Below are 617 nucleotides of genomic sequence, written 5' to 3' on the forward strand. Positions count from 1 at the left end.
ACGATAGCATTCCGAACAGTGGATAAGTATAACAGTGCGGGAACAGATTATGGTTTGCGTTCTGATAGGGAAGGTAGAAATTACTTTGTTTCTGACAGGAATCTAAATGAAGAGACTCAGAAAAAGCCCATCCGTTTAGATGTTAGAAAGCGATTCTCTGGAGATGACCGGTATAGGATGAATGATAGAGGTTTTCATCAGATCCTGATGGATGGTGAAGAAGGAATAGTACAAGTATCAACTGAGTTAGAGGGAGTCTATCACCTGAGTACTCCTGCTTTTTATGAAAATGGGGATGTTCAGCAAGCAATATTTACAGCTGTTTTGAGAGATGACAAGGGCAGAAGAACCAGGAGACATGAAGTGCATCCGGGTTTATACACTGCTACAATAGAGCAAGATGGGAGTTTTGGTAAGGTAAGAGCTTTGCCATTCAATAAGCTCTCAGAATATGGGGTAATGCATGGAGTGGTTTATAATGATAGACTGTATTTCAGTTCAGATATGCCTGGAGGTTATGGAGGATATGATTTGTATTATACAGAGATTTTGGGAGATAGTTACGGTCCAGCGATCAACTTAGGTTCTAAGGTCAATGGTGCATCTGATGAGGTGTT

The 617-nt window shown here is 40.7% G+C and carries 1 pseudogene; it reads left to right on the forward strand.

Annotated features, from left to right (window positions below):
* Window positions 1-617 (forward strand): annotated as a pseudogene (locus IEV57_RS19285) (hypothetical protein); the annotation flags it as partial.

It is taken from the genome of Belliella aquatica (assembly GCF_014637795.1).
GTDB classification, from domain to species: Bacteria; Bacteroidota; Bacteroidia; order Cytophagales; family Cyclobacteriaceae; genus Belliella; species Belliella aquatica.